At 73.1% G+C, this 22,668-nt stretch carries 22 protein-coding genes; 9 read left to right on the top strand and 13 right to left on the bottom strand.

Features of this window, described 5'->3' with window-relative positions; all coding sequences use genetic code 11:
• Nucleotides 1-39: 39 nt before the first annotated feature.
• From OG624_RS27105 to OG624_RS27080, 6 genes are all read right to left on the bottom strand, one after another.
• A complete protein-coding gene (locus tag OG624_RS27105) occupies nucleotides 40-1,296 on the bottom strand; it encodes an HEXXH motif domain-containing protein (protein WP_051763107.1) in 1,257 nt (418 codons plus the stop codon).
• Entirely contained in the window at nucleotides 1,293-2,861 is a 1,569-nt protein-coding gene (locus tag OG624_RS27100) for an FxsB family cyclophane-forming radical SAM/SPASM peptide maturase (RefSeq protein ID WP_371639924.1), read from the bottom strand. The genes OG624_RS27105 and OG624_RS27100 overlap by 4 nt, the downstream gene beginning before the upstream one ends.
• Nucleotides 2,862-3,000: 139 nt before the next feature.
• Nucleotides 3,001-3,195 carry an FxSxx-COOH cyclophane-containing RiPP peptide gene (fxsA, locus tag OG624_RS27095; RefSeq protein WP_030730904.1) on the bottom strand — a complete coding sequence of 65 codons (195 nt, stop codon included), beginning with the start codon at nucleotides 3,193-3,195 and terminating at the stop codon, nucleotides 3,001-3,003.
• Between the two features lie 112 nt (nucleotides 3,196-3,307).
• Nucleotides 3,308-6,559 (bottom strand): SAV_2336 N-terminal domain-related protein, encoded by a 3,252-nt coding sequence (locus OG624_RS27090; protein ID WP_371639922.1) that lies wholly within the window; start codon nucleotides 6,557-6,559, stop codon nucleotides 3,308-3,310.
• Nucleotides 6,560-6,565: 6 nt separating this feature from the next.
• Nucleotides 6,566-7,615, bottom strand: coding sequence for an AAA family ATPase (locus OG624_RS27085; protein WP_033218730.1), 1,050 nt, complete (start codon nucleotides 7,613-7,615; stop codon nucleotides 6,566-6,568).
• Nucleotides 7,616-7,735: 120 nt separating this feature from the next.
• Entirely contained in the window at nucleotides 7,736-9,865 is a 2,130-nt protein-coding gene (locus tag OG624_RS27080) for a VMAP-C domain-containing protein (RefSeq protein WP_244290754.1), read from the bottom strand.
• Nucleotides 9,866-9,994: 129 nt separating this feature from the next.
• Between OG624_RS27080 and OG624_RS27075 the strand changes: the two genes are divergently transcribed.
• Nucleotides 9,995-10,183, top strand: a complete 189-nt coding sequence (locus OG624_RS27075; RefSeq protein ID WP_030730893.1) for a DUF6104 family protein — start codon at nucleotides 9,995-9,997, stop codon at nucleotides 10,181-10,183.
• A 132-nt stretch (nucleotides 10,184-10,315) separates the two neighbouring features.
• Nucleotides 10,316-10,684, top strand: a complete 369-nt coding sequence (locus OG624_RS27070) for a hypothetical protein (RefSeq protein WP_158711792.1) — start codon at nucleotides 10,316-10,318, stop codon at nucleotides 10,682-10,684.
• Between the two features lie 301 nt (nucleotides 10,685-10,985).
• Here OG624_RS27070 and OG624_RS27065 read toward each other — a convergent pair whose 3' ends face one another.
• A complete protein-coding gene (locus OG624_RS27065; RefSeq protein WP_051763105.1) occupies nucleotides 10,986-11,465 on the bottom strand; it encodes a hypothetical protein in 480 nt (159 codons plus the stop codon).
• Nucleotides 11,466-11,557: 92 nt separating this feature from the next.
• The gene (locus OG624_RS27060) at nucleotides 11,558-12,742 is read right to left on the bottom strand and encodes a helix-turn-helix domain-containing protein (RefSeq protein ID WP_033218721.1); all 1,185 of its coding nucleotides are present in this window, start codon (nucleotides 12,740-12,742) and stop codon (nucleotides 11,558-11,560) included.
• Nucleotides 12,743-12,844: 102 nt separating this feature from the next.
• Here OG624_RS27060 and OG624_RS27055 point away from each other — a divergent pair, with 102 nt between their 5' ends.
• From OG624_RS27055 to OG624_RS27045, 3 genes are all read left to right on the top strand, one after another.
• Nucleotides 12,845-13,393, top strand: a complete 549-nt coding sequence (locus tag OG624_RS27055; protein ID WP_033218719.1) for a flavoprotein — start codon at nucleotides 12,845-12,847, stop codon at nucleotides 13,391-13,393.
• An 85-nt stretch (nucleotides 13,394-13,478) separates the two neighbouring features.
• A complete protein-coding gene (locus tag OG624_RS27050) occupies nucleotides 13,479-14,057 on the top strand; it encodes an HD domain-containing protein (RefSeq protein WP_033218717.1) in 579 nt (192 codons plus the stop codon).
• Between the two features lie 16 nt (nucleotides 14,058-14,073).
• A complete protein-coding gene (locus OG624_RS27045) occupies nucleotides 14,074-14,493 on the top strand; it encodes a flavoprotein (protein WP_371639921.1) in 420 nt (139 codons plus the stop codon).
• Between the two features lie 99 nt (nucleotides 14,494-14,592).
• Here OG624_RS27045 and sodN read toward each other — a convergent pair whose 3' ends face one another.
• On the bottom strand, nucleotides 14,593-14,988 hold the full coding sequence (sodN, locus tag OG624_RS27040; protein ID WP_030009413.1) for a superoxide dismutase, Ni: 396 nt from the start codon (nucleotides 14,986-14,988) through the stop codon (nucleotides 14,593-14,595).
• 171 nt (nucleotides 14,989-15,159) lie between these two features.
• On the opposite strand from sodN, the gene sodX reads away from it, so the two are divergent.
• Complete coding sequence (gene sodX, locus OG624_RS27035; protein WP_033218715.1) at nucleotides 15,160-15,582, top strand: nickel-type superoxide dismutase maturation protease; 423 nt, start codon at nucleotides 15,160-15,162, stop codon at nucleotides 15,580-15,582.
• On the opposite strand, the gene OG624_RS27030 is transcribed toward sodX, so the two are convergent.
• Nucleotides 15,486-16,115 (bottom strand): CGNR zinc finger domain-containing protein, encoded by a 630-nt coding sequence (locus OG624_RS27030; RefSeq protein WP_033218713.1) that lies wholly within the window; start codon nucleotides 16,113-16,115, stop codon nucleotides 15,486-15,488. The genes sodX and OG624_RS27030 overlap by 97 nt on opposite strands.
• Before the next feature lie 82 nt (nucleotides 16,116-16,197).
• Here OG624_RS27030 and OG624_RS27025 point away from each other — a divergent pair, with 82 nt between their 5' ends.
• Nucleotides 16,198-16,986, top strand: a complete 789-nt coding sequence (locus OG624_RS27025; RefSeq protein WP_033218709.1) for a class I SAM-dependent methyltransferase — start codon at nucleotides 16,198-16,200, stop codon at nucleotides 16,984-16,986.
• A gap of 113 nt (nucleotides 16,987-17,099) precedes the next feature.
• Here OG624_RS27025 and OG624_RS27020 read toward each other — a convergent pair whose 3' ends face one another.
• The 3 genes from OG624_RS27020 to OG624_RS27010 are packed head-to-tail and all read right to left on the bottom strand — an operon-like array spanning nucleotide 17,100 to nucleotide 19,807.
• Nucleotides 17,100-17,864 (bottom strand): amino acid ABC transporter ATP-binding protein, encoded by a 765-nt coding sequence (locus OG624_RS27020; RefSeq protein WP_033218705.1) that lies wholly within the window; start codon nucleotides 17,862-17,864, stop codon nucleotides 17,100-17,102.
• Nucleotides 17,864-18,805 carry an amino acid ABC transporter permease gene (locus tag OG624_RS27015; RefSeq protein WP_033218703.1) on the bottom strand — a complete coding sequence of 314 codons (942 nt, stop codon included), beginning with the start codon at nucleotides 18,803-18,805 and terminating at the stop codon, nucleotides 17,864-17,866. Before OG624_RS27015 ends, OG624_RS27020 begins: the two co-directional genes overlap by 1 nt.
• 39 nt (nucleotides 18,806-18,844) lie before the next feature.
• On the bottom strand, nucleotides 18,845-19,807 hold the full coding sequence (locus tag OG624_RS27010; RefSeq protein WP_033218701.1) for an ABC transporter substrate-binding protein: 963 nt from the start codon (nucleotides 19,805-19,807) through the stop codon (nucleotides 18,845-18,847).
• A gap of 526 nt (nucleotides 19,808-20,333) precedes the next feature.
• Between OG624_RS27010 and OG624_RS27005 the strand changes: the two genes are divergently transcribed.
• On the top strand, nucleotides 20,334-21,536 hold the full coding sequence (locus OG624_RS27005) for an NAD(P)-dependent malic enzyme (RefSeq protein WP_030711520.1): 1,203 nt from the start codon (nucleotides 20,334-20,336) through the stop codon (nucleotides 21,534-21,536).
• Between the two features lie 150 nt (nucleotides 21,537-21,686).
• Nucleotides 21,687-22,649, top strand: a complete 963-nt coding sequence (locus tag OG624_RS27000) for a zinc-binding dehydrogenase (RefSeq protein ID WP_030764417.1) — start codon at nucleotides 21,687-21,689, stop codon at nucleotides 22,647-22,649.
• The last annotated feature ends 19 nt before the right edge of the window (nucleotides 22,650-22,668 follow it).

The raw sequence follows: 22,668 nt of genomic DNA, 5'->3' as shown, positions 1-22,668 counted from the left end.
CGGTGGACGGGCTTGAAAGGTACCGCAGCGGACGGTCCGTCAGCCTTGTGCGAACGCCGCGAGTTCGGGGTGCGCCTCGCACCAGGCGCGGCGTTCTCGGTCGACGGCCCGGCGGGCCGCGGTGTGCTGGTCGCCGGGCGGCGGCAGGTCGTCCATGGCGCGTTCGGCGGCCCCCATCGCGTCGGTGAACTCCCGTCCGGCGGTGGTCAGTAGTTCGTGCGCCCGCAGGGTGGGCAGGACGGCTGCGACCTGGGCGCGGATGCGGGCGTGCTGGGCCCAGGCGCCGCGGGCCCCGTAGAGGGCGGCGCGCTGCCAGTACCCGGCGAGGGCGAGGTGGGCGTAGGCGCCGTGCAGCAGGCCGTCCAGGGGGCGGGGGTCGCTGCGCCAGGGGGCCCAGTGGCGGGGCGTGTGGTCGGCTGTGTGCAGGGTCAGGACGTCTGTGAGGGCGGTCAGTTTGCCGTGCTGGACCTCGTGGACGAGGGTCGCGGCGAGCGCGGGCGGGGCCTGTGCGCGGGCGAGTACGGAGCCGGCCGCCGCGGGGAGGGTGGCGCCGCTGGAGCGGGAGCCGCCGGCCAGCGGTACGACGGAACGCAGCAGTTGGACGGTCTCCTCCGCGCGGATGGTGTCGTAGCGCTGGAGCAGGGTGAGGGCGCCGGACCACTGGGTGTCCCACCGCTTGTGGCCCTTGGGGGTGAGGCGGCGGGCGGGGCGGATCGGGGCGGGCTGCGCGGGGCCGGGTGCCCGGTAGGGGTCGAGGTCGTCGAGGGCGGTCCGGCCGCCGGGCAGGGCGTGCAGGGGCACGGTGGCCGGGTCGTCGGGGTCCCAGGAGCGTTCGCAGAGGGCGAGCGGGCCGGGGCGGTCCGGGCGCAGCAGGCCGAGGGTGGGTAGGACGAGCCGGCCGTGCAGGGGCCGCAGGGTGTGGCTGAAGGGGATCCCGGCGCGCAGGGCGGCGGCGACGGCGAGGGCTCCGAGGTGTCCGAGGTCGGCCGGGGGGCCGCAGGGGGCGTGCAGTCGGCGCAGGGTCTCCTCGGCCCACACCCCGGTGGCGGGGTAGTGCAGCACGTCGCGCACGGCGCCCGGGTCGCGGCGCTCGGCGTCCTCCAGCAGGGCCCAGTGGTCGGCGGTCTCCCCGGAGTCGCCGCCGGGGGCGGCGTCGAGGACGGCGCGCAGCAGGAGCAGGCGTTTGGAGCGGCGTACGTCGCGGACCAGGCGGGTGCCCTCCGTGGAGGGTTCGGTGGAGGCGAGGGCGCGCAGGGTGGGCGAGGAGACGGTGAAGGCGGTGAGGGCGTCGGTCATGAGGCGACCGCCGGAGGGTGGGCGGCGGGGGCTTCGGCGGGCGGGGCCTCGGCCGGGGCGGTGACCGGGGCGGTGGCATCGGCGGCTTCGGTGCCTTCGGCGGCCGGGGTGTCGGTGGCTCCGGCGACCGGGGCGCCGGCGGCGGGCCGGGGGGTCTGCGCGGCCCGTTGGACGGCGGCGGCGATGTGCCGGATCAGTCGCTGCAGGTCGGCGCAGTACACGGAGGGCCTTCGGAAGCCCTCACCGGCGCGGTAGCGGTGCGGGTAGTGCCCTCCGCCGCACACGTCGACCAGCTCGCAGGCACGGCACCAGCCGGCGAGCGCGTCCCGGCCGAGCTGGCGTGCGGCGAGTCCGGGGTGGTCGAGGAGCTGGTCGAAGCTGTGGGTGTCGAGGGTCATCCCGGTCGCGGCGGCCCCCTCGTACGCGGATTTCAGTGAGTCGGCCTGTTCGATGGAGCCGTCGGTCTCGATCACGGCGGTGGCGGCGGGCGTGAGCCCGAGGGTCTCGGTGGTGGTGGGCAGGCCGAGCAACAGGGCGATGATCTCCTCGAAGAGCCGGATCCGGGTGCGCCGTACGCCGTCGTGCCACCAGCGCTCGAAGACGGCGAGCAGCCAGTCCGCGTACGGGGTCCGGCCGGGGTGGTGGCCGGGGGGCGGGCTGCTCCAGTTCGCGAGCGGCAGGAGCAGCCCGACGCTGGGCGGGTCGAAGGCGAGCAGGGACTCGTAGGTCTCGATCGGGTCCTGGTCGAGATCGACGACGCAGAGCACCCCGGCGTAGCTCTGCGGGTGGCGGGCCAGCAGTCGTAGGCCGCGGGCGGCGGACGCGAAGCCGGGCCGTCCGGCGTGGTCGACCCGGCGGGTGTTGTGGGCGGGCAGCCCGCCGTCGAGGCTGACGCCGACCCGGATCCCGGCGGCGGCCAGGGCGGTGAGGCGGCCGCGGGTGAGCAGGGTGCCGTTGGTCTGGACGGTGGCGGTGACCCGGGTGGCCGGGGCCGCCCCGGCGACGGCGGTCCGTACGGCGTCGACGGGCGCGGCCAGTTGGGCGGGGGCGGAGAGCAGCGGTTCGCCGCCGTGCAGGACGAGGTCGACCCGGGGCAGGTCGTGGGCGGCGGCGTGCTCGGCGATCCGCTGCGCGGCGCGGGCGATGGTGGCGGGGGTCATCGCGGGCGGTTGCTCGCGCCAGCCCTGGTCGGCCATCTCGTAGACGTAGCAGTAGGTGCAGGCGAGGTTGCAGCGGCTGCGGGTCTTGAGGACGAACTGGCGGATCGGGTGGGGCCGGTGGCCGGCGGCGCGCGCGGCGGCCACGTCCAGCCGGGTGTAGGGCCAGGGCGCGTGCCGGGCGTGGCGCACCTGCTGGGCGACGGCCGCGTCGACGCGCGGACCGAGTCCGGCGTGCGGGCCGGCGTGCGGGCCGGGGCCGGCGGGCGGATCCGGGTGCGGGGCGGCGTCGGAGGGCGCGGTCGGAGCCGTGTCGGAGGGCGCGGGGTCGGTGAGGTCGGGCGGCGGGGTGGGGGTGGGGTCGTCGGGTGCGGGCAGCGGGGTTCCGCTCGTGACCGCTCGCCGCATCGCCGCACCTCCCTCCCCCGGCAACAACCGCCCGGGGACACCCCGGCGGACGGTGCATCCCTGCCCTGGGGACGGTCCCGGCTAACGGCGGAAAGTGGTCAACTCGGTTTCAAGGTAGGACGGATCAGGCATGGGGCGATCAGGCCACGCTGGAGTCGAAGGCGTTCAGGATCTCGGCTGGATGGGTCACCCGCTCGACCATGCCCTCGATCACCCGGGCCAGCACGGGATGGTCGATCCCGCGCAGTGCCGCCAGGTCCAGCCCGGAGAGATCCGGCAGCCGCCCCGGACATCCCGGGGTCGTCGCCTCCACTTCCTGCTGCTTCGTCACCATGTGCCGCCGGGCCCCCTGTCGCGTCGCACACCGGATGGTCCACTTCCCTTTCCCGCCCCCCGGGCCGTGGAAACAGCGCTCCCCGGCCCGGTCCGCGCCCTCGGCGCGGGCGTCAGAGCGTGGCCTCCAGGGCCGCGATCCGGGCCCGGACGGCTTCCGAGCGTCCTGCGGCGCCCTCATGGGTCCGTGTCCACAGCTCCAGCGCCGAGCGGTAGGCGTCCAGGGCGGCGCGGGGCCGGGCGAGGCGTTCCAGCACGTCCCCGCGCAACTGCTGCACGCGGGCGGCCAGTTGGACGGCGGTGTCCGCGCGGTCCTCGACGTCGGCCTCCAGAGCGGCCCGCCAGGCCCGCCGGTAGGAGTCCGCCGCCCGGTCGAGGCGTTCCAGCGCCCGGGTGTGGCCGTGGATCTCCTGCTGGACGTCGCCGTGGTCCCGCCAGACGCGGGCCTGTTCCAGCGGGTCGCGGCTGTGCCGGACGGCGAGCTCCAGCAGGTACTCGGCCTCCCGCAGGTCCACCGGGTCGCCCTCGTACGTGTGCCGCAGCCGCAGCCCGGTGGCCAGCCGCAGCAGCCGGTGGGCCGCACCGGGGTCGGACTGCGGGACCGCGGCCCGGCTCTCGCGCAGGACGCGTACGGCGGCCCCGGTGAACGGCCGACCGTCGGCGGCCCGGGCCCGCTCCAGGAGTACGTCGCCCCACTCGGGCAGGAGTTCCCCGAAGGCCTCCGCGTCGCGGGGGATCAGCCGCCTGGCCCGGCCGTACGCCTCGGCCGCGTCCTCCAGGGCCGCCGGGTCGATGTCCCGCGCGTACCGCGCCCGATGCACGCGCGCCAGGCACACCAGGGCGGTCACCCGGAGCTCCGGGTCTCCGCCCACCTCCGTCAGGGCCGCGTCCAGTTGGCCGGCGGCCTCCTCCAGCCGGCCGGGGAGGTGCCGCAGCGCGTCGGCGAGCTCCACCCGCACCTGGGCGGTGCCCGGGCCGGCGCGGTCGGGGGCGGTGGGCGCGACGGTCAGGGCCGCGGCCAGCCGGGCCGCGGCCTGTTCGGCCAGGGCCGTGCGCTCGGCGGGGTCGGGGGTGCGGGGCAGCAGGGCCAGCAGGACGCGGCCCAGGGCCAGGTGCAGTTCGGGGTACGGAGCCGGGCCCCCGCCCCCGCCATCCCCTCCGGAGCCGGAGCCGGAGCCGGGGTAGGGGCCGGAGCCGGGGGCCGGGCCCGCCAGGGGTTCGAGGGCGGCCCGGGCCTCGCGGAGCGCGCCCGCCTCGTCGCGCAGCCCGCTCAGCCGGATCAGGGTCTCGGCCCGCCGCACCGCGCAGTCCCGCCGCAGCTCCGGGTCGGCCTCGGCGCCGGCCGCCGCGAACCGCATGTCCGCCGCCGCCAGCAGCTCCGCGTCCGGTCCGGCCGCCAGCGCCCGCTCGAACAGCACCCGCCCGAGCACCGCCCCCGCGCGCGCCGTCCGCAGCCCGGTCACGGCCCGTTCCGCCTCGGCCAGCAGCTCCGGGTCCCGCTGGGCCGTCCACAGTCTCAGCAGCGCCCCCGCCAGTTCGGTCTCCGCCTCCTCCGGCGGATCACCGGGACCCGGCGGGGCCGTCACCGCCCGCCGGAGCACCGCCACGGCCTCGTACAGCGCCCGCGCGCCGCCGTCCCCGGCGGCGTCGGCGTCGGCGAGCCGGTCCCGGGCGGCGCGCACCGCCCCGGCCCGGGTCGGCACCGGGGCCGCGGCGGGCCTGCGTACCGCGGGGCCTTCCTCGGGCATCCCGGGCAGGTAGCGGCGTACGACTTTGGCCGAAACCTGTGCGAAGGCCTGCGGGAGCCGCCCCTCCGGAGCCCGTTCGTCCTCCTCGGGTCCGGGGTCGGCGACCGCCGGCGGGGTCCCGGTCAGCTGGGAGACCGCGAGCGCGGGGAAGTTGCGTACGCCCCGGCCGAAGTGCGCCAGCACGTACTCCGAGCAGTGCTTGAGCACCAGCGCGGCCTCGTCCCGCCCCAGCGGCCCCAGCAGCACGTCCTGCACCCCGGGGACGAACTCGTACCAGTGCCCCGATCCCGGCGCGCTGCGCCGCAGCAGCCCGCTCAGCAGCACCTCCGCCAGGTCGGAGGGCTCGGAGTCCGGCAGCATCGTGCGCTGCACCAGCCGCATCACGGGCAGCGTCAGCGGCGCCGCCGACAGGTACACCGCGAGCTGTACGGCCCGGGGCGCGGCCGAGGACCGGAACCGTGCCACCAGCTCGCGCGGCGGGCGCACGGCACGCGGCGGCGGCAGGGGCGCGGCCGGATGGTCGGCCAGGACCCGGCCCACCTCGGCCGGTACGGGCCCGGCGGTCAGCCCGGCCAGCAGCCGGGCCCACGCCCCGAGGGCGATCGCGCTCGGCGGGAGCACCGGCACCGTCAGCCCGCCCGTGGGCCGCCCGGGCAGCGGGGGCCGGTCCGGCCGGAACACGAGCCGCTGCCCGCCGCCCTCCGGCCGGGTGAGCGTGCCCCGCTCGGTGGGCAGCCAGCTGCGCCCCCACAGCCGCTGCGGCAGCGGCTGGACGACCATGCACGGGGTGCACTCGGCCCATCGGTGGAGCAGCCGCTGCGCGGTGCCCTCGCGCCACAGCGGCCCGGCGCAGTCGGAGACCACCATGGTCAGGGCCCGGCCGGTCGGGTCCCGCAGTTGGTCCCCGGTGCGCAGGCCGGAGGCGCGTACGCAGCCGGGTGCGGGGCTGCGGCCGAGCGCGGCCGTGCCGTCGATGAGGCGGTGCAGATAGTGGACCTGGACGTCCCGGAAGGCGCCCAACCGCTCGCACACGGAGCGCAGTTCCTCGAACATGTCCTGCCAGACGGCCATCGACGGGGAGGCGTCCATCACCAGCCGTACGGTCGCCTCGCGCCGGCTCTGCGGGCGGAGCACCGGGATGACCAGTCCGAGGGCGCGGGCGCTGGCCTCGGCGGTGGCCGCCTCGTCGATCACCAGCCGGGTGGGCGGCCCGGGCGGGCGGTGGCGCTGGAGGGCGCGCAGGGCCCGTTGGATGTCGAGGATGCGGGGCAGCGCGGCGGCTCCGGGGACGCGGACGGGCACCCCGTACTCCTCGGGCGACTGCTCGGGCCGGTCCCCGTCGGCGCCGTCGGGGCGGGCCGCCCCGGGTGCGTAGAGCCCGACCGGGGCGTCGGGCTCGGCGTCGGGGCGTACGGGTTCGGCGGGCTCCCCGGGCGGCTCCTCGGCCGCGGTCCGCGGGGCGCCCGGCCCCGGCCCGCCGGGGGCGGCCCGCCCGGGCCCGCCGAGGTGCCCGGCCAGCCACAGGGCGTCGGCGAGTTCCCCGGCGGACGGGTCGAGCCCGGCGGCGCGCAGCAGCGCGGCCAGTTCACGGACGCCGGGCGCGCCGGCGGAGGCCACGGCCGATCACCTCGGACGGTCGAGGCGTTGGATGAGCAGGTCCGCGAGGTCCTCCCGGGTGGGTGGGGCGGCGTAGTGGGTCAGGTACACGGCGTTGAGGAGTTGGTCGGCGGCGACCAGTTCGGACTGGGAGCGGCTGAGGAACTCCCGGATCAGGTCGGCCCCGAGGCGGGCGGCCTCCTCGCCGAGGTGGGCCCGGACCATGGTGGCGAGGCGTTTCTCGCCGGGCTGCCCGAGCTTGAGCTGGATGCAGCGGCGCAGCAGGGCGGCGGGGAAGTCCCGTTCCCCGTTGCTGGTCAGGATGATGAAGGGGAAGGCGTGGCAGCGGACGCGGCCGCCGCGGACGGTGACCTTGGTCCCGTCGTCGGTGAGCACCTGCACCTCGGGCTCGACGTCGGCGACGCGTTCCAGCTCGGGGAGGGCGAACTCCCCTTCCTCCAGGACGTTCAGCAGGTCGTTGGGGAGGTCGATGTCGCTCTTGTCGAGCTCGTCGATGAGCAGGACGCGGGGTCGGGCGGTGGGCAGTAAGGCGGTGCCGAGCGGCCCGAGCCGGATGTACTTCCCGATGCCGGGGGCCCCGGGGTCCGTGGCGGCGGCCGGACCACCGGCTCCGGTGCCGGTGCCACTGCCGCTGCTCGCCGCGATCTGTACGTCCTGCAGGCGGGCCAGTGCGTCGTAGCGGTAGAGGCCGTCCTGGAGCACGGTCCGGGACACGACGGGCCAGCGCAGCACCCGCCCCAGCTTCAGCTCGTGGGCGACGGCGTGCGCGAGGGTGGACTTCCCGGTGCCGGGGAAGCCGGTCACCAGGAGGGGCCGGCGCAGGTACAGGGCCGCGTTGATGGCCTCCAGCTCCTCCGGTTCCGGCCGGTGCAGTTCGGCGGCCTGCCGGTGCGCGCCGAGGCGCCGGGCCACGTTGCCGTCGGCGACCCGGGCCGGACCGTCCGGCTCGGCCACGGGGCCGCCGTCGAAGTCCCGCCAGGGCGGCGGGTCGGGCAGGGCGTCGATCCCGTCGTGGGGTTCGCCCACCCCGCGGTAAATGAGCCACTCGTCGTTCATGGTGCTCCTGCTCCCTCCCTCGCGTCCGCCGCTCGCGTCCACCCGCGTCCACCCCGCGCCCGCGCCACCCACACGCCGTCGCCGTCGCCGGCGCCGCAGTCGTCGCCGTCACCGCCGCCGTCACAGGTCTCCCTGGAGCGGCTCCTCGTCCGGCAGCGGCCGCGCCGGGTCCTCCCACACCAGGCCCGTCCCGGCCGCCCAGTAGGCGTCGGGGTCCGCCGCGTACGCCCTCCCCCGGAGGTTCCGCAGGCGCTCCGGGAGCACCTCCGCCCGCCCGGCGTCGGCCAGTTCCTCGCGCAGCCCGCGGTGGAAGGGCGCGCAGGAGGTTCCCGGGTCCGGGGGTGGCCTTCGGGTCACCACCACCCCGTATCCGGCGTCCCGTACCGCGTGCAGCGACCCGAGGGTGGGCTCCTGGTCGGCGGCCCGGCAGTGCACCGGCACGGTGTTGTCGGGGAGGCCCGTCAGCCACTCGGTGGCGGGGGTGCGCGGGCGGCCCCGTACGCAGTCGGCGCGTTCGTCCTGCAGCGGTCCCGTCTGGACCCGTGCCCAGCGGGCGGAGGGGTCGGTGCCCTCGCGGTCGGCGGGGTGTTCCCTGGCCCCGCCCGGGTGCGTGCCGGCGGGGTGCGTGGTGCCCGGGTTCGCGCCGGCGGGGTGGCGCAGGACCACCGGCCGCTGCACGCCGAGCGGTACGCCGCCCACCACCACCCATTCGTCGACCGCCAGCCCGAACAGCGCGGGGGCCACGGCCACTTCGAGCAGGGCCACCGCCTCGTGGGTGTCGCAGCGCCGGAAGCCTTCCGCGAGCGGGGCCCGTAACACCTCCGGCAGACCCGTCAGGGTGGCCCGTACGCCCGAGTCCACCGGCGTCAGCCGGCCGGCGTGCGCGGGACCGGCCAGCACCGAGACCCGCCAGTCGTAGACGTCCTCCCAGCCGTGCGCCCAGACCTCCAGCAGCACCGAGGCCCCGGGCGGCAGCCCGCCGGACCGCCTCGCCGGGCCGTGCACCGCCCGCCCGGCCGAGGCCCGACGGCGCCGCTCCCGCTCGGCGAGACCTCGTTCGTGGCGCTCGCCCAGCTCGCGCCGCAGCGGCCGCCACAGCCGCTCGGCCGTGGCCCGTACCCAGTCCCACAGCTCCTCGTCCGCGCCCGGTGTGACCGGCTCGCGGTACTCGGCCACGCTCACGTCCGTCGCGTACCGGAGCATCGCCGCGGCCTCCGCCGTCCCGCCGGGCGGGTCGTGCAGCAGCCCCAGGCCGTCGCGCCAGCTCAGCGGGGCCGGTGGCAGCGGGTCCGGTTCCTCGCCGCGCGCCGCCTCGACCAGGGCCCGTACGACCTCGGAGGAGCCCGGCGGGGGCAGCTCGGCCAGCAGCCCGCACAGGGTGGTGCGCTCGCCGGGGGTGAGCCGGCCCCGGCCCGCGTACGGGTCGCCCTCCGGCGGCGGGAGCTCGCCGTGCACGTCCGTCCAGGTCCGCCGGTTGTCGAGATCGCTGAGGTGCTGGTCGTAGTGGTAGAGGTCGTGTGCCTGCATGATCCGGCGGTAGAGCCCGACCTGGCCGCGTGCGGCCATCGGCAGGGTGCGCAGCTGTACGACGGAGACGGCGAGCCCGCCGCCGCCCGTCTGACGCCGGGCCTTGAGCACGCCGACGACCTCGCCGCGGGCGAGGTCCACCACGGGCCCGCCGGACATGCCGGGCTCGATCTCGTCGTCGTCGCCGAGCCGGATGGCCGCGCCGTTGCCGGCGGTGCCGCGCAGGCGGGTGGTGCGGCCGGTGATCTCGGGGGTGCCGAGGTCCTCGGTGCAGCCGAAGTAGGCGACCTCGTCGAAGCGGGGTCTGGAGCGGTCGGTCACGTACACGCAGGCGTGCGAGACGGGGGCCAGGACCCTGACCAGCGCCAGGTCGGGCAGGTCCCACAGGGCGTGCCGGCCGGGCCGCCGTTCCTCCAGCCGCTCGGGCAGTACACACTCCACGCGCCCGGTGACCGTGCCGGTGCCGCTCCCGGCGGAAAAGGTGATGCCGACCTCGCGTCCCGTCAGACGCACCGCAGCACCCCCTTCGCCGACCACGTGCGCGCACGTCAGGACCCAGCCGGGGGCGACGAAGAAGCCGCTCCCCCAGGTGGGACCGGTCCGATGACTGCGAGGGTTCTCATACCCTCCCGGCGGGGCGTGAACGCGTACGGTCGCTGCCTGGACGAGGGGCTCCAGAAGCTCGAAGGCGCGCGCGGACCCTGTCGTGCGCCCGTCCGTCATCCGCACCCCCCGCTCGTTGGGCATCCAGGCTAGACCCGGTGACGGCGCGTGCGGGAGGTGTCGCCGATAGGCGGATTATCCTGGCGGGAAACACCCCCTGCACACCCCCATCACGGCACGGAGCCCGACTTGTACTTCACCGATCGCGGCATCGAGGAGCTGGAGAAGCGGCGCGGCGAGGAGGAGATCACCTTCGAGTGGCTCGCCGAGCAGCTGCGCACCTTCGTCGACCTGAACCCGGACTTCGAGGTCCCGGTGGAACGCCTGGCCACGTGGCTGGCCCGGCTGGACGACGACGAGGACGCGGACGACGAGTGATCCCCGGGGGGTCCGGGCACCGGCCTTCGGGCCCGCCCGGACCCCGCCCGGGCCCCGCTCCTACTGGCCGGTTCTGTCCGCCGGCGGCGAATTCCCTCGGCTCCGGCCCCTTCGCCGGGCACGATGGGTCCGGTGAAGGACCTCCCGCCCGGCCTGCCGCCGGCCCACTCGCGCAAGTGGCACAACCGTCGCTGGTGGGACCAGCTGGGCTACCTGCGCGTGCGCTCCTTGGGGAACCCGCAGTGGCCCCGGGACATGCCGTGGCTGATCACGTGGCTGCGACGCGAACGCTCGACGGCCCTCCCCGCGGATCAGGGCCTCTACGACGAGGCGATCACCGCCGCCCGGCACTACGCACGCCTCCCCCGGCGCGCGCCGGAGGCCGAACACGCGTGGGACCGTGTTCTGGAGCCGGTGGACGAGCTGTTGACGCGCCGCCAGACCAGACACCTGACCGCGACCCACGAAGCCCGGACCGGTCGGTCCGACGCGGGCTCCTGACCGGCTCAGAGGTCGCCGACGACGGCGTCGAGCACGGCGCGGGCGGAGAGGAGGAGCGGTGCCACCTCGCGGACCCGGGCGATCAGGGCCTCCTCCGTACGGGTGCGCTGCCAGCAGCTCACGGGGTCGTGGTGGACGCTCCACCCATAGCGGCAGGGCCGGCAGTGGGCCATGGGACCGCCGTACCTGATCGCGACCGGAGCCGGCAGTCCACACCCGGTGCAGGGCGCGTGCGCTCGCGTGCACTCCCCGTCGAAATGCGCGTCCGACACCTCGGCCTCCGGGCGATCCGGGCGGCCCGTCACCTCGCCGCCCCCTCTGCGAGGCGTGCCCGGCCCACCCGGACCAGCAGCCGCACGGCGGCGACCCGGCAGAAGTACGCCCCCGGGCCGGGTGTCGAGGCCCAGTAGAGGGCCCGGCCGGGCCCGACCCGGTCCCGGCCGATGTCGGGCACCCCGAGGTGGGTGCCGTCGCCGAGGCACTCGACGGCGCTCCGGGACTGCCAGTCCTCCCCCGTGCCCGGCTCTACGAGCGCGTAGCGGTTGCGGCCGCGCGCGTCGCGGATCACGGGCCCCTCCAGGGCCAGGGTCAGCGCGAGGTCCACGACACGGTCCGCGGAGCTCTCGACGGCCGCGTGCGCGAGGGCGTCGGGGATCCGCACGGCTTCGAAGCGGGCCCCGAGCGGCAGCACGGCGACACCGTGCTCCCGCCACGCGGCATGCGCCGCCGCGGGATCGGCCAGGCAGCACGCGTACCAGTCGGCCGTCTTCTTCCAGGACACGGCGGCTCCCTACCGTCGTCAGCGGGTGATGACACCAGACTGTCGAGCGGCCGGGGCCTCAATGCTCACAACCGTGTGAGCGTGTGAGCGCGCTACATTTCCACCCACGCGGCGAGGTGACTGAGGGATTCCGGGGTCCGCCGGGCCATCTGGACCAGGCCGCGGATCGTCTCCTGGGTGCTCGGGTGGTAGCGCGTCTGTTCGGGAGCCGCCTGGCGAGCCTCTGCCAAGGAAGCCAAGGCCCTGGTGGCATTCCCCGTCTCCATCTCGGCTCGCGCCCGATAGATGAGGAAGTGGGCGCGACGGCTCGTCGCGAAGGTCGTCGACGGCCGAATCTTCCGGGCGGCCGTGAGGGCGTCGTCGTACTGCCCCATCTGCGTGAGCGCCGACATGGCGTGCACCGCGACATTCATGGGCCCGAAGGACAGCCAGTGCACTCCTGAGGCGTCACCCGTGCGCTTGGCGAGTGTCCGGGCCTCGGAGATGTGCCGTTCCACGGCGGCCTGGTCCTCCGCACGGGCCGCGATGACGGAGGCGCCGAGGTGCAACTGACCGGTCACCGCCAGACGTTCGCGACTCTCCTCTGCCTGCTCCAAGACCCTCAAGCCGGCTTCGATCAGCCTCTCACCGGTCCGGTATTCGCCGCTCTTGGAGTGGACGAGGGCCCGCTTGTACTGCCGCACGGCCGCCAGGCACGGGTCGGAGGCCCGCTCGGCCGCCCAGTCCATGCGGTCGAGGGCGACAGTCGAGAGGTCGTAGAAGCCCAGCTTGAGGGCGATGTCGTGAGCGCTCCGGTAGGCCGAGGCCAATGCCCGCCAGGCTTCGGTGGACGGTGTGGACCACGCGGTTGAGGTCAGCTCCGCGATCACATCGGGAAGGACCCGGGAGGCTTCTCGCAGTTTGGTCGCACGAACGGTGGCGCACAACCGGTCGGCGGCAGTCACGAGATCGTCCAGGGGGCGGGCTGTGACGTCCGGGTCATGGCCGAGGTCGTACAGGGCGAGCGCATCGCGAATCGGCCGCACGAGCGCCTCTCGGCGATCCTGTTGGACGGTGCTGACGTGAGGCTGTCCCGTCAGCACCGAAGGTGCGATCCGCAGGGCTTCGGCAACCGCAGCGAGGAAAGCTTCGGTGGCCGGCCTGGCGCCGCACTCAACCTGGTTCAGCAGGCTGTAGGAGTACGGGATCAGCTCGGCCAGCTGCTTCTGCGTGAGGTGAGCCAGCCGCCGCTGTGCGCGGATGCGGGATCCTGGGTGATCATCGCCGAAAGTGCGCATACCGGACGCTCCCGATTCTGGCTAGTCGCCAGGAAACCGTACCCCGATCCACCCCCGGGCCACCCGCGATCGAGGTACGGACCATGTGGTCAACTGGGAGCCATGACGCGCACCTTGTACCTCTTCGGGTCAGCCGCTCCGCCCGTGTTCGACGTCGCCCGCGTGATCGAGGACGCGCAGTCTCGGGGGTGGGATGTATGCCTCGGCCTGACACCGACGGCCGCCGACTGGCTCACGGAAGGGCTCGACGGCCTGGCCGCGCTCACCGGGCATCCTGTCCGCAGTCGCTACAAGCGACCGGGAGAGGCGGACGTATGGCCCGCGGCCGACGCGATCCTCGTTGCCCCGGCCACGTTCAACACGATCAACGGTTGGGCCCTAGGGCTCACGGACCGGTTCGTGGTCGGCGTGGTCGCCGAAGGCATCGGCAAAGGGATCCCGCTGGCCGTCATGCCGTGCGTGAACGCCGCCTATGTCCAGCACCCGCAGTTCGAGCAGAGCATCGCGACGCTGCGTAACGCCGGCGTGCGGGTGCTCTACGGCGAGGGTGGCTTCGTGCCCAACTTGCCGGGGCAGGGGCGCACGGAGGCCTACCCCTGGGGCCTGGCGCTTGCCGCGATCGACGGCCTCGTTCCGGCGCGCGAGGCGTAGAAGACAAAGGATGCGCCCCCCGAAGGGTAGGAACAGCGGCGGATCGAACGCGATCCGCCTCGCCGAGGCATGAAGGAGAGACACAGTGGCTGACGACCTGTCCGCGGTGGCCGGGTTCCTCTACGAGGCGGGGACGCTCAAGCACACGCGCCGCACGGGCTGGTGGATGGCCGGCGTCAACGACCCCGAGAGTGTCGCCGCACACTCCTGGCGCACCTCGCTCATCGCGTCGATCATCGCGAAACTGGAAGGCGCCGATCCCGCGCGGGCGGCTTTCCTCGCCGTGTGGCACGACACCCAGGAGACCCGCACGGGCGACGTCAACCACCTCGGCAAGAAGTACGCGACGAGCGCCGACCCGGTGGCGGTGACGGCCGATCAGACCCTCGGCATGCCGGAGCGACTCGCCTCGGCGATCCACGAACTCGTCGCCGAGTACGAGGCCAAGGACTCGCCGGAGGCCGTCTGCGCACGTGACGCCGACAAGTTGGAGTGCATGCTCCAGGGCATCGAATACAAGGCCCAGGGGCACGCCCATGCCCAGCGGTGGATCGACAACAGCAGGGCCCGCCTCACCACGGAGACCGGGCAGCGGCCGGCCGACGAGCTGCTGGGCCAGGACCCGCTCGACTGGCTGCGGACCGTTCTCGGCGAGAAGCGCTGACGGCGGGCCAGGAGCCATGACGCGCACCTTGTACCTCTTCGGGTCAGCCGCTCCGCCCGTGTTCGACGTCGCCCGCGTGATCGAGGACGCGCAGTCTCGGGGCTGGGACGTGTACCTCGGCCTGACACCGACGGCCGCCGACCGGCTCGCGGAAGGACTCGACGGCCTGGCCGCGCTCACCGGGCATCCTGTCCGCAGTCGCTACAAGCGGCCAGGAGAGGCGGACGTATGGCCCACGGCCGACGCGATCCTCGTCGCCCCGGCCACGTTCAACACGATCAACGGTTGGGCCCTGGGACTCACGGACCGGTTCGTCGTCGGCGTGGTCGCCGAAGGCAACCTGCCCGGGCAGGGGCGCGCGGCGGCGTACCCGTGGGATGTGGCGCTGGACGCCGTAGACGGACTGGGGCGGCCCGGTCGGCAGGACGCCCCGTAGGGGCCGCGTACGACACCGGCCCGGCCGCTCGGAGCGGTCGGGCCGGTGTCGTGTGCGTTCCGGTACCGGAGCGCGGGGAGGTTCCTCGGGCGCCCAGGATCAGGCGGCCTTGGTCTCCCAGAAGATGCGGTCGATCTCGGCGATGAGCTCAAGAGCCTTCGCGCCGGTCGCCGGGTCGTTCGACGCCTTGGCGGCCGAGAGGGCCTTCAGGGTGTCGTTGACCAGGGTGTGCAGCTGCGGGTACTTCTCGAAGTGCGGGGGCTTGAAGTAGTCGCTCCACAGCACCGAGACGTGGTGCTTGGCGAGCTCGGCGCGCTGCTCCTTGATGGTGATGGCGCGCGCGCGGAAGTCGGCGTCTTCGTTGGCCTGGTACTTCTCCTGCACGGCCTTGACGGACTCGGCCTCGATGCGGGCCTGGGCAGGGTCGTACACGCCGCACGGAAGATCGCAGTGGGCGGAGACCTTCGCCTTGGGGGCGAAGAGGCGGGAAAGCATGGAGTTTGTCCTCCTCGTGATCGTCTTCTCAAGGGGGAGATTACTCGCTGAACAACCGGATTTCGCGGCCGCCCCCATGGGCTTAGGACAAAAGTCCAGGGGCGCGGCCGGACCGGTGAGCGAATGTACGGACCCGTGCGGCAGCATGCGGGGGTGACGAGGAGGACACGCATGGTGGAGAACGGGCGCCCGCGCAGGCGGTTCGAGGTGGTGGAGGTGACGGGGCCTTCGATGGTGCCCACGCTGCTGAACGGGGACCGGCTCGTGGTCCGGTACGGGGCTGCCGTACGGCCGGGCGACGTGGTGGTGCTGCGGCATCCGCTCCAGCAGGACCTGCTGGTGGTCAAGCGCGCGGTGGAGCGGCGGCCGGGCGGCAGCTGGTGGGTGCTCGGCGACAACCCGTACAACGAGACCGGCGACAGCACCGTCTTCGGGCCGGTGCCCGCCGATCTGGTGCTGGCGACGGCGGTGCTGCGCTTCCGGCCGCGCGAGGAGGATCAGCGTTCGCTGAGGGCGCGGCTGTCCTGGGCGGCCTCGGCGCTGCGCCCGCTGTGGGCGGACGCCTCGGCCTCCAGCCGCTTGCGGGCGCGGTAGGCGGCCACGTTCGCCCGGGTGGCGCAGCGGTCGGAGCAGTAGCGCCGGGAGCGGTTGGTGGAGGTGTCGAGGTAGGCGTTGCGGCAGGGCGCGGCCTGGCACAGGCCCAGGCGGTCGGGGCCGTGCTCGGTGAGGGCGAAGGCCAGGCCCATCGCGGCCATGGCGGCGTAGCCGGCGGAGGCGTTCGAGGGGTGCTCGGCGAGGTGGATGTGCCAGTCGGGGCGGCCGTCGTCGGCGAGGGTCTCGTGGCCGGACACCTGGGGGCTGACGGGGAACTCCATGAGCAGCGAGTTCAGCAGGTCGACGGCGAGGACCTCGTCGCCGCCGTCGGCGGCCTCGAAGACGGAGCGCAGGCGGCCGCGGACGTTGCGGAAGCGGGTGACGTCACCGTCGGTGACGCGGCGCGCCATCTGCTGACTGGCGCCGAACAGGGCGCGGACGGCGTCCACCGAGGTGAGCGAGTCCTTGTTGCGGGCCGGCTCCTCGGTGTTGACCAGGCGCACGGCGAAGTCCGAGTAATGGGCCAGTTCCACTTGTAGTCCTTACGGCTGCGGATTAGTGTCCCAGGTAACGACTGAGACGTCTTCGAGGGTATTACGTGCGGAGGAGTTCGGGATGACGGATACGGCGAACACGACGGATGCGACCGAAGCGACGGGCACGACCGACTGGCAGGCCTGGCAGGACAGCTGGGACCGGCAGCAGGAGTGGTACATGCCCGACCGCGAGGAGCGGTTCCGCGTGATGCTGGACATGGTCGAGGCACTGGTGGGACCCGCCCCCCGGGTGCTGGATCTCGCATGCGGTACGGGAAGTATTACGGACCGCGTCCTCAAGCGGTTCCCGGAAGCCACCAGTACGGGCGTCGATCTCGACCCCGCCCTGTTGACCATCGCCGAGGGGCACTTCGCGGGTGACGCACGCGTCACCTTCGTGACCGCCGACCTCAAGGACCCGAACTGGCCGGACACCCTCCCCCACGCCACGTACGACGCGATCCTGACGGCCACCGCCCTGCACTGGCTGCCGAGCGAGGAGCTGACCGTGCTGTACGGGCAGCTCGCACCTCTCCTGCCCCCGGGCGGGGTGTTCATGAACGCCGACCACATGCCCGACCCGGCCACCCCGCGCATCGACGCCGCCGAGCACGCCCACCGGCACGCCGGCATGGACCGGGCGAGGACGGCCGGGGCGGTGGACTGGCGCGAGTGGTGGGACCTGGCGGGCGCCGACCCGGCGCTGACCGAGCACGTGAAGCGCCGCTTCGAGATCTACGGGGAGCACGCGGACGGCGACACCCCCTCCGAGGCCTGGCACGCCGAGACCCTGCGCGCCGCGGGCTTCGCGGAGGCCCGTACGGTCTGGCGCTCCCCCTCGGACGCCCTGGTCCTAGGTCTGAGGTAGGGACCTGAAGCGGCAATCCGGAATCCGGAATCCGGAAAGGACTGAGGGGCGGTACGGGGATCCCGTACCGCCCCTCGTCCGTCCGCGGACGCGGACCACAGCACCTGTCGGAGCTACAGCACCTTGGAGAGGAAGGCCTTCGTGCGGTCGTGCTGGGGGTTGCCCAGGACGTCGCGGGGGTGGCCGGACTCCACGACGACGCCGCCGTCCATGAAGACGAGGTTGTCGCCGACCTCGCGGGCGAAGCCCATCTCGTGGGTGACCACGATCATGGTCATGCCCGATTCGGCGAGGTCCCGCATGACGTCGAGGACGTCACCGACGAGCTCCGGGTCGAGCGCCGAGGTGGGCTCGTCGAAGAGCATCAGCTTCGGTTCCATGGCCAGCGCGCGGGCGATGGCCACGCGCTGCTGCTGCCCGCCGGAGAGCTGGGTGGGGTAGTTCCCGCCCTTGTCGCCGAGGCCCACGCGGTCCAGGAGCTTGGCGGCGCGCTCGCGCGCCACCGACTTGGACTCGCCCTTGACCATGACCGGGGCTTCCATGACGTTCTCGATGGCCGTCATGTGCGGGAAGAGGTTGAAGCGCTGGAAGACCATGCCGATGTCCCGGCGCTGGGCCGCGACCTCGCTGTCCTTCAGCTCGTAGAGCTTGTCGCCCTTCTGGCGGTAGCCGACGAGCTGGCCGTCGACGTACAGCCGTCCGGCGTTGACCTGCTCCAGGTGGTTGATGCACCGCAGGAAGGTCGACTTGCCGGAGCCGGACGGGCCGACCAGACAGAAGACCTCACGCGGGGCGACCTCCAGGTCGATGCCCTTGAGGATGTGCGCCGCACCGTAGGACTTGTGGACGCCCTCGGCCTTCACCATGGCAGTCGTCATCAGGCCACCGCCTTGCGGTTCGAGAAGCTGGACAGTTTCGCCTTGATCTTCTGCAGCGGTGTCGGCGGCAGCGAGCGGAGCGCGCCACGGGCGTAACGGCGCTCCAGGTAGTACTGGCCGACGCTGAACACGCTGGTCAGGGCGAGGTACCAGATCGACGCGACGAAGAACATCTCCATCACCGCGAACGAGGTCGAGGCGATGTCCTGGGCGGCGCGCAGCAGGTCGAAGTACTGCACGGCGACGACCAGCGACGAGGTCTTGAGCATGTTGATGAACTCGTTGCCCGACGGCGGCACGATCACGCGCATGGCCTGCGGCAGCACGACGCGGCGCATCGTCTGCGTGCGGGTCATGCCGAGCGCGTGCGAGGCCTCGGTCTGGCCCTCGTCGACCGACTGGATGCCGGCGCGGACGATCTCCGCCATGTAGGCGCCCTCGTTCAGGCCGAGACCCAGCAGGGCGGCCAGGAAGGGCGTCATGACCTGGGTCATCTCGTCCTTGTAGAACCCGAGGTTCAGGATCGGGAAGATCAGGGCGAGGTTGAACCAGATCAGCAGCTGCACGTACACCGGGGTGCCGCGGAACAGCCAGATGTAGAACCAGGCGATGGTGCTGGTCACCGGGTTCTTCGAGAGCCGCATGACGGCGAAGAGGACGCCGAGGACCAGGCCCAGGGCCATCGAGGTGATGCTGATCCAGACCGTGTTGACGACACCGCGGAGGATCGTCGGGTCGAACAGCTTCTCCGGCACGGTGGCCCAGCGCACGTTGCCCTGCGAGAAGGCGACGGCGAGCGCCACGACCAGGCCGATGACGACCACGGCGCTGATCCAGCGGCCGTAGTGGCGCACCGGGATGGCCTTGATGGCCTCGGGGGGGACGGCCCCGGCCGGCGGGGTGTCCGCCGGGCCCGGGACCTTGTCGAGCTTGTCAGTCACAGTGACTGCCCTTCAGTGTGCTGCGGTGGTACGCGGAGATCAGGAACCTGCGTTGATCTTGGCCTCGGTGACGGCGCCGGAGCCGGCGTTCCACTTGTCCAGGGCGGCCTTGTACGTGCCGTCCTTGATGACCGCGTCAAGGGCTTCCTTGAGCGCGTCGCGCAGCTGGGTGTTCTTCTTGTCCACCGCGATGCCGAAGAGACCGGCGTCGGTCGGGTTGGCGATGGCCTCGAACTCCTTGCCGCCACCGGCGGTCTGCGCGATGTACGCGGCGACCGGGGAGTCGTTCAGGTCCGCGGCGGCGCCGCCGGCCTTCACACGGGTCTGGGCCTCGGCGTCGGTCGGGAAGGACTCGACCTTGAGCTCGCCCTTGCCGTCCGTCTTGCACTTCTCGGCCTGGGTCTTGGCCGACTCCTCGTACGTGGTGCCGCGCTGCACGGCGACCGTCTTGCCGCACAGGTCGTCGAGGGTCTTGATGCCGTCCGGGTTGCCCTTCTTGACCAGGATGCCGGTGGAGGCGGAGAAGTAGTCGACGAAGTCGACACCGGCACCGGTCTTGGCGCCCTTCTCGTCCAGGCCCTCCTGACGGGCCTTGGTGTCGGTGAGCGAGGACATGACCAGGTCGCTGCGGCCCGTCTGCATGCTGCCGATCAGCGTGTCGAAGGTGCCCGACTCGAACTTGAACTGCACGCCGAGCTGCTTGGCCATGGCCGCCGCCACGTCGGGGTCGACACCGACGATCTTGCCGCCCTCGGTGAACTCCATCGGCGCGTAGGTGGCGTCCGTGCCGACCTTGATGACACCGGCGTCCTGGATCTTCTTCGGGAGCTTGGAGAAGAGCGGAGCGCTGCTGTCGGCGGCCGCGCCCGACGGGGTGCTGGAGGCCTTGTCGGTCTGGTCACCACAGCCGGTGAGGATCAGGGCGCCCGCGACCGCGATCGCGCCGACCGCGGCGATCCGGGACCGTGCGGCGGTCGTACGACGGGTGGTGCTAGCGGTCATGGCTTGGTTCCTCCGGCGCTGGTGGAAAAGCAACGAAAAACGGTCGGACACGCACCATCGAGTGTCGCGACCTTGTGTGATTACGGCATCTTGCCATTCGGACTGAGACATTCAGGGTGCCCGTCAGGTCAAAATCGCATAACGGGCGCCCGGGGTAGCCCAACAGGACTGCGGGGAACGGGGTTCGAGGCCGCAGATACTGCTGTGACCTGCTGGTTTTGCCGCAGTTTCTACGGAGCGTCTCGCCCACTGGACGGCAAGGTTTGGACTTTTCGCCAAAAGCCGGGCAAGCGGCCTACAGTTGAGCGGGAATCGACTCGTCTGGGCGAGCGTTCTTCGGGTAGAACAGATCCTTACACCCCTCATCCGGGGCTCAGGGCGCGCGTGCGGCGCGCCCGCGCGTACGAACCTCCCCTTCGCGGAGACGGGCCAACCGTTGACGCGGAGTACGGACGCGGTGCCCGCCCACCCCTTAACCAGGAGTGGCCACCCTCAACGATTCAAAGGACTTAAGGGGTCACACGAAGTGGCAGCGGAAATCTTCAACCCTCGCAGTGACAGCGTCACGGACAACAACCCGGACGCGGTGTTCGCGCTGCACCGGGGCGGCAAGATGGCCATCCAGGCCACAGTGCCGGTCACCAACAAGGATGACCTCTCCCTCGCCTACACGCCTGGCGTGGCGAAGGTCTGCAGCGCCATCGCCGAGCAGCCGGAGCTGGTGAACGAGTACACCTGGAAGTCCAACGTGGTCGCCGTCGTCACCGACGGTACGGCCGTGCTCGGACTCGGTGACATCGGTCCCGAAGCCTCCCTCCCGGTCATGGAGGGCAAGGCCATCCTCTTCAAGCAGTTCGGTGGCGTCGACGCGGTTCCGATCGCGCTCGCCACCAAGGACACGGACGAGATCATCGAGACGGTCATCCGTCTCGCCCCGTCCTTCGGCGGCGTGAACCTCGAGGACATCTCGGCGCCTCGCTGCTTCGAGATCGAGCGCCGCCTCCAGGAGGCGCTGGACATTCCGATCTTCCACGACGACCAGCACGGCACGGCCATCGTGACGCTCGCCGCGCTGCGCAACGCCGCGAAGCTGACGGGTCGCACCCTCGGCGACCTGCGCGCCGTGATCTCGGGCGCGGGCGCGGCCGGTATCGCCATCGCCAAGATCCTCGTGGACGCGGGCATCGGCGACGTCTGCGTCACCGACCGCAAGGGCGTCGTGTCCGCGGACCGCGACGACCTGACGGACGTCAAGGCGGAGATCGCGGGCCTGACCAACAAGACCGGCCAGACGGGCTCCCTGGAGACCGCGCTGAACGGCGCGGACGTCTTCATCGGCGTCTCCGGCGGGACGGTCCCGGAGGAGGCGGTGGCCTCGATGGCGAAGGACGCGTTCGTCTTCGCCATGGCCAACCCGAACCCGGAGGTCCACCCGGACGTCGCGCACAAGTACGCGGCGGTCGTGGCCACGGGCCGTTCGGACTTCCCGAACCAGATCAACAACGTGCTGGCGTTCCCGGGCATCTTCGCGGGCGCCCTCAAGGTGCGCGCCACCCGGATCACCGAGGGCATGAAGATCGCCGCCGCCGACGCCATCGCCGGCGTCGTGGGTGACGAGCTCGCCGCCGACTACGTGATCCCGTCGCCGTTCGACGAGCGCGTGGCCGAGGCCGTCGCCACGGCCGTGGCCGCCGCGGCCAAGGTCGACGGAGTGGCCCGCCTGGTCTGAGACCGGAGCTGAGCAGTACGCAGAGGCCCGACCGGATCCTTCCGGTCGGGCCTCTGCGTCTCCCCGTCACCGCACAGGTGCGACGAAGGCCTCACCCATGCGGTCGCGGGAGGTATGGAACCCGGCCCTACCGAGCGGTAGCGTCGCCGCATGTTCGCTGCCTACGCCGCCCGAATCGACCGTGACCAGCCGCTGAACGGCCTTGAGCTGGGCGACCGCCCGGCCCCCGAGGCCCGGCCCGGCTGGGTGACCGTGAACGTCAAGGCCGCCTCCCTCAACCACCACGACCTGTGGTCGCTGCGCGGGGTCGGCCTCGGCGAGGAAAGACTCCCGATGATCCTCGGCTGCGACGCCGCCGGGATCGACCAGGACGGCAACGAGGTCGTCCTGCACTCCGTGATCGGCCAGAGCGGCCACGGGGTCGGCCCGGACGAGCCGCGCTCGATCCTGACCGAGCGCTACCAGGGAACCTTCGCCGAGCAGGTGACCGTCCCCGCCTGGAACGTGCTGCGCAAGCCCGCGGAGCTGACCTTCGAGGAGGCCGCCTGCCTTCCGACGGCCTGGCTGACCGCGTACCGGATGCTGTTCACCAACGCCGGGGTCCGCCCCGGGGACTCCGTCCTGGTGCAGGGCGCCGGCGGGGGTGTCGCGACCGCCGCGATCGCCCTCGGGAAGGCGGCCGGCCTGCGGGTCTTCGCCACGAGCCGGGACGAGGCCAAGCGCAAGCGGGCCGTGGAGCTGGGCGCCGTGGAGGCCTTCGAGCCGGGCGCGCGGCTGCCGCAGCGGGTGGACGCGGTGATCGAGACGGTGGGCGCGGCCACCTGGTCGCACTCCGTGAAGTCCCTGCGGCCCGGCGGCACCCTGGTGATCTCCGGCGCCACGAGCGGCGACCGCCCCGCGCACGCCGAGCTGACCCGGATCTTCTTCCTGGAGCTGAAGGTGGTCGGCTCGACGATGGGCTCGAAGGACGAGCTGGAGGACCTCCTCGCCTTCTGCGCGACCACCGGGCTGCGGCCGGTGATCGACGAGGTGCTGCCGTTGGACCGGGCGCGGGAGGGGTTCGAGAAGCTCGCGTCGGGCGACCTCTTCGGCAAGATCGTCCTCACCCCCTGACCCTCTTGAATGTCAACCG

The sequence above is a fragment of the Streptomyces virginiae genome, from assembly GCF_041432505.1.
GTDB lineage: Bacteria > Actinomycetota > Actinomycetes > Streptomycetales > Streptomycetaceae > Streptomyces > Streptomyces virginiae_A.
Note: the sequence above shows the minus strand (reverse complement) of the source record. Positions and strands in the feature narration are given on the sequence as shown.

Coding starts and splice junctions, on each gene's coding strand:
- OG624_RS27105 (WP_051763107.1), bottom strand. CDS start 1,296: ATGACCGACGCCCTCACCGCCTTCACCGTCTCCTCGCCCACCCTGCGC.
- fxsA (WP_030730904.1), bottom strand. CDS start 3,195: ATGGTGACGAAGCAGCAGGAAGTGGAGGCGACGACCCCGGGATGTCCG.
- OG624_RS27045 (WP_371639921.1), top strand. CDS start 14,074: ATGACGCGCACCTTGTACCTCTTCGGGTCAGCCGCTCCGCCCGTGTTC.
- OG624_RS27010 (WP_033218701.1), bottom strand. CDS start 19,807: ATGACCGCTAGCACCACCCGTCGTACGACCGCCGCACGGTCCCGGATC.
- sodX (WP_033218715.1), top strand. CDS start 15,160: ATGGTGGAGAACGGGCGCCCGCGCAGGCGGTTCGAGGTGGTGGAGGTG.
- OG624_RS27025 (WP_033218709.1), top strand. CDS start 16,198: ATGACGGATACGGCGAACACGACGGATGCGACCGAAGCGACGGGCACG.
- OG624_RS27055 (WP_033218719.1), top strand. CDS start 12,845: ATGACGCGCACCTTGTACCTCTTCGGGTCAGCCGCTCCGCCCGTGTTC.
- OG624_RS27080 (WP_244290754.1), bottom strand. CDS start 9,865: ATGACGGACGGGCGCACGACAGGGTCCGCGCGCGCCTTCGAGCTTCTG.
- OG624_RS27020 (WP_033218705.1), bottom strand. CDS start 17,864: ATGACGACTGCCATGGTGAAGGCCGAGGGCGTCCACAAGTCCTACGGT.
- sodN (WP_030009413.1), bottom strand. CDS start 14,988: ATGCTTTCCCGCCTCTTCGCCCCCAAGGCGAAGGTCTCCGCCCACTGC.
- OG624_RS27060 (WP_033218721.1), bottom strand. CDS start 12,742: ATGCGCACTTTCGGCGATGATCACCCAGGATCCCGCATCCGCGCACAG.
- OG624_RS27100 (WP_371639924.1), bottom strand. CDS start 2,861: ATGCGGCGAGCGGTCACGAGCGGAACCCCGCTGCCCGCACCCGACGAC.
- OG624_RS27000 (WP_030764417.1), top strand. CDS start 21,687: ATGTTCGCTGCCTACGCCGCCCGAATCGACCGTGACCAGCCGCTGAAC.
- OG624_RS27085 (WP_033218730.1), bottom strand. CDS start 7,615: ATGAACGACGAGTGGCTCATTTACCGCGGGGTGGGCGAACCCCACGAC.